The 3,623-nt window shown below is 68.2% G+C and carries 4 protein-coding genes; all 4 read left to right on the top strand.

What is annotated here, in order from left to right; genetic code table 11:
- Nucleotides 1–60: 60 nt before the first annotated feature.
- The 4 genes from ilvC (at nt 61) to bioD (ending at nt 3,542) form a co-directional block, all read left to right on the top strand.
- Entirely contained in the window at nt 61–1,101 is a 1,041-nt protein-coding gene (gene ilvC, locus ACREB7_RS20720) for a ketol-acid reductoisomerase (protein WP_431594146.1), read from the top strand.
- Nucleotides 1,102–1,181: 80 nt separating this feature from the next.
- Nucleotides 1,182–1,784 (top strand): DUF6151 family protein, encoded by a 603-nt coding sequence (locus tag ACREB7_RS20725; protein WP_431594147.1) that lies wholly within the window; start codon nt 1,182–1,184, stop codon nt 1,782–1,784.
- 16 nt (nt 1,785–1,800) lie between these two features.
- A complete protein-coding gene (locus ACREB7_RS20730; protein WP_431594148.1) occupies nt 1,801–2,937 on the top strand; it encodes an 8-amino-7-oxononanoate synthase in 1,137 nt (378 codons plus the stop codon).
- On the top strand, nt 2,934–3,542 hold the full coding sequence (bioD, locus tag ACREB7_RS20735) for a dethiobiotin synthase (protein WP_431594149.1): 609 nt from the start codon (nt 2,934–2,936) through the stop codon (nt 3,540–3,542). Before ACREB7_RS20730 ends, bioD begins: the two co-directional genes overlap by 4 nt.
- The last annotated feature ends 81 nt before the right edge of the window (nt 3,543–3,623 follow it).

Here is a 3,623-nt window from a genome sequence, read left to right on the forward strand (position 1 = left end):
GTGATCAGCGGGACCCCGGATCAAGTCCGGGGTGACGGCAGAAAAATAGGGAAGAATGACATGCAGGTTTATTACGATCGCGACGCCGACCAGGATCTGATCAAGAACAAGAAGGTCGCCGTCGTCGGCTACGGCAGCCAGGGCCACGCCCATGCGCAGAATATGCGCGACAGCGGCGTCAAGGAGGTCGCGATCGCGCTCCGTCCCGGTTCGGCGACCGCGAAGAAGGCCGAAGCCGCCGGCTTCAAGGTGCTGTCCAACAAGGAAGCCGCCGAATGGGCCGACGTGATTATGATCGCGGCTCCGGACGAGCATCAGGCGAAAATCTACGCCGACGACATCGGCCCGAACATGAAGCCCGGCGCCGCGCTTGCCTTTGCCCACGGCCTCAACATCCACTTCGGCCTGATCGAGGCGCGCCCCGACATCGACGTCTTCATGGTCGCGCCCAAGGGTCCCGGTCACACCGTGCGCAGCGAATATCAGAAGGGCGGCGGCGTCCCCTGCCTGATCGCGGTCGCGCAGGAAGCCCAGGGCGCGGGCGCGTCGGGCAACGGCTTCGCCAAGGCGCTGGCGCTCAGCTACGCCTCCGCCGTGGGTGGTGGCCGCAGCGGCATCATCGAGACGACCTTCAAGGAAGAGTGCGAAACCGACCTCTTCGGCGAACAGGCCGTTCTCTGCGGCGGCATCACCCACCTGATCCAGGCGGGTTTCGAGACGCTGGTCGAGGCGGGCTACGCCCCCGAAATGGCCTATTTCGAATGCCTCCACGAAACCAAGCTGATCGTCGACCTGCTCTATGAGGGCGGCATCGCGAACATGCGCTACTCGATCTCGAACACCGCCGAATATGGCGACATCAAAACGGGTCCGCGCATCATCACCGAAGAGACCAAGAAGGAAATGAAGCGCGTGCTTCAGGACATTCAGTCGGGCCGCTTCGTCAAGGACTTCGTCCTCGACAACCAGGCCGGCCAGCCCGAGCTCAAGGCGAGCCGCAAGGCCGCCGCCGCGCATCCGATCGAACAGGTCGGCGGCGAACTGCGCGCGATGATGCCGTGGATCGCCAAGAACCAGCTGGTCGACAAGTCGAAGAACTGACCGCCGCCACAGGCCGCCGGCGGGGCCCGGCGGCCACACGGATGCTTCCGCAATCGCGGGCAAGGAGCTAGGGATGGATCATGGCATCCGACCTCTCCTTCGCCTGCGAATGCGGCGCCGTCTCCGGGACCCTGCTGAACGTCGGTCCGGACCAAGGCGACCATGTGATATGCCATTGCACCGATTGCCAGGACCTCACCCGCTATCTCGGCCATGCGGACCGCGTGCTCGACGCGCATGGCGGCACGGCGCTGTATCAGTCGCGATGTGCGCGCATGCGGCTCGCATCGGGCCGCGATCGCCTCGCCTGCGTCCATCTGACCGACAAGCCGACGCTGCGCTGGTACGCGACCTGCTGCAACATGCCGCTGTTCAACAGCTATGCGAACGGCAAGATCCCCTACATCACGACCCAGCTCGCCGCTTGCGACGCCGCGACGCGCGCGGCGCTGCTCGGCCCGCCGCGCGGCCACCTCTTCACCCAGGATGGTGCGGGCGACACCAGCGCGCTGCCGAGGATGAGCATGGGTCAGCTGATGCGGCGCTTTTTCCCGCGGATGATCCGCGACATCTTGTCGGGCGATCGCCGGCGATGCGAATTGTTCGACGCCCAAACGCTACAGCCGATGGCCAGCCCGCACCGGTTGACCGCCGCAGAGCGGCAGGCTTTACGGCGCGATTGACGCGGGAGGCCGTGGCATGACGAAAGCCCCCTTCGCTGCCCACCACGCCGACCTCGCGGCTCTCGGCGCCGAAAACCGCCGCCGCGCCCTCGCCCCGCGCACCGGCATCGACTTCGCGTCGAACGACTATCTCGCGCTCGCCGGCTCCTACCTGCTCAACGAAGCGCTCGCGGCGGGCCTCCGCCAGGGTCTGCCCGCCGGCTCGGGCGGCTCGCGCCTGCTGCGCGGCAACCATGACGAGCATGAAGCGCTCGAGGCGCACGCCGCGCGCCATTATGGCAGCGAGGCCGCGCTGTTCTTCTCGACCGGCTTCGCCGCCAACGCCGCGCTGTTCGCCACGCTGCCGCAACGCGGCGACCTGATCGTCCACGACGAACTCATCCACGCGAGCGCGCACGACGGCATGAAGCTCGGCCGCGCCGACCGCGTCGCCGCCGCGCACAACGACCCGCAGGCGTTCGACGACGCGATCGCCGCCTGGCGCGCCAGGGGCGGCGCCGGCACCCCGTGGATCGCGGTCGAAAGCCTCTATTCGATGGACGGCGACCGCGCACCGCTCGCCGACCTCGCCATCGTCGCCGACCGCCACGACGCGGTGCTGATCGTCGACGAGGCGCACGCGACCGGCGTCTACGGCCCCTCGGGTCAGGGCCTCGCCCATGTCCTCGGGGCCCGCGACAACCTCATCACCCTCCACACCTGCGGCAAGGCGCTCGGCTGCGAGGGCGCCTTGCTCTGCGGCCCCGCGATCGTCCGCGATTTCATCGTCAACCGCGGCCGCCCCTTCATCTTCTCGACCGCCCCCTCGCCGCTGATGGCATGGCTCGTGCGGCACGCGCTCGAGATCGTCGCCGGCGAGCCCGAGCGGGCAGCGCGCCTCCATGACCTCGTCCGTCACGCGGAACATCGCCTCGCCGCGCTCGGCCTGCCCGCCAGCGGCAGCCAGATCCTCCCCGTCGTCATCGGCGACAACGCCCGCACGATGCGCATCGCGGGCGCGCTACAGGACGCGGGCTTCGACATTCGCGGCATCCGCCCGCCGACGGTGCCGCAGGGCACGGCGCGGCTGCGCATCGCGATCACCCTCAATGTCGGCGAAAGCGACATCGACCACATGGCCGACACGCTCGCCGCGTCGATGGCGGCGGCATGACGCGCTTCGTCGTCACCGGCACCGATACCGGCATCGGCAAAACCGTCTTTGCCGCCGCGCTGGCGGGCGCGCTCGGCGCCCCCTATTGGAAACCGGTGCAGGCGGGGCTCGACGAGGAAACCGACAGCGAAACCGTCGCCCGTCTCGCCGGCGTCGCGGTGGTGCCCGAGGCTTACCGGCTCGCCACCCCCGCCTCCCCGCACCTCGCGGCCCAGATCGACGGCGTGACGATCGACAGCGACCAGTTGATGCCGCCGCCAGGCCCGATCGTCGTCGAAGGCGCCGGCGGCGCCCTCGTCCCGCTCACCCGCACCCTGCTCTACGCCGATATGTTCGCGCGCTGGCAGATCCCGGTGATTATCTGCGCGCGCACGGCGCTCGGCACGATCAACCACAGCCTGCTGACCATCGAAGCGCTGAAAAGCCGCGACGTCCCGATCCACGGCCTCGCCTTCCTCGGCGACGCGGTCGAAGACAGCGAGGCGATCATCGCCGAAATCGCCGGCGTCCGCCGCCTCGGCCGCCTGCCCATCATCGATCCGTTGACGCCGGAGAGCCTTGCTGCAGCCTTCGCCGAGAACTTCAATCTCGCCGATTTTCAATAATATCCGTCATCCCCGCGAAGGCCGCGGAGAGGCATGCGACTCTCCAAGCAATCCAGCTTTTTCTTCTTTGCGCCTTTGCGC

It is taken from the genome of Sphingopyxis sp. (assembly GCF_050725615.1).
Lineage (GTDB): Bacteria > Pseudomonadota > Alphaproteobacteria > Sphingomonadales > Sphingomonadaceae > Sphingopyxis.

What these genes read in the sequence shown, in the direction of transcription:
- ilvC (WP_431594146.1), top strand. Translation starts at nt 61, where the DNA reads ATGCAGGTTTATTACGATCGCGACGCCGACCAGGATCTGATCAAGAAC.
- ACREB7_RS20725 (WP_431594147.1), top strand. Translation starts at nt 1,182, where the DNA reads ATGGCATCCGACCTCTCCTTCGCCTGCGAATGCGGCGCCGTCTCCGGG.
- ACREB7_RS20730 (WP_431594148.1), top strand. Translation starts at nt 1,801, where the DNA reads ATGACGAAAGCCCCCTTCGCTGCCCACCACGCCGACCTCGCGGCTCTC.
- bioD (WP_431594149.1), top strand. Translation starts at nt 2,934, where the DNA reads ATGACGCGCTTCGTCGTCACCGGCACCGATACCGGCATCGGCAAAACC.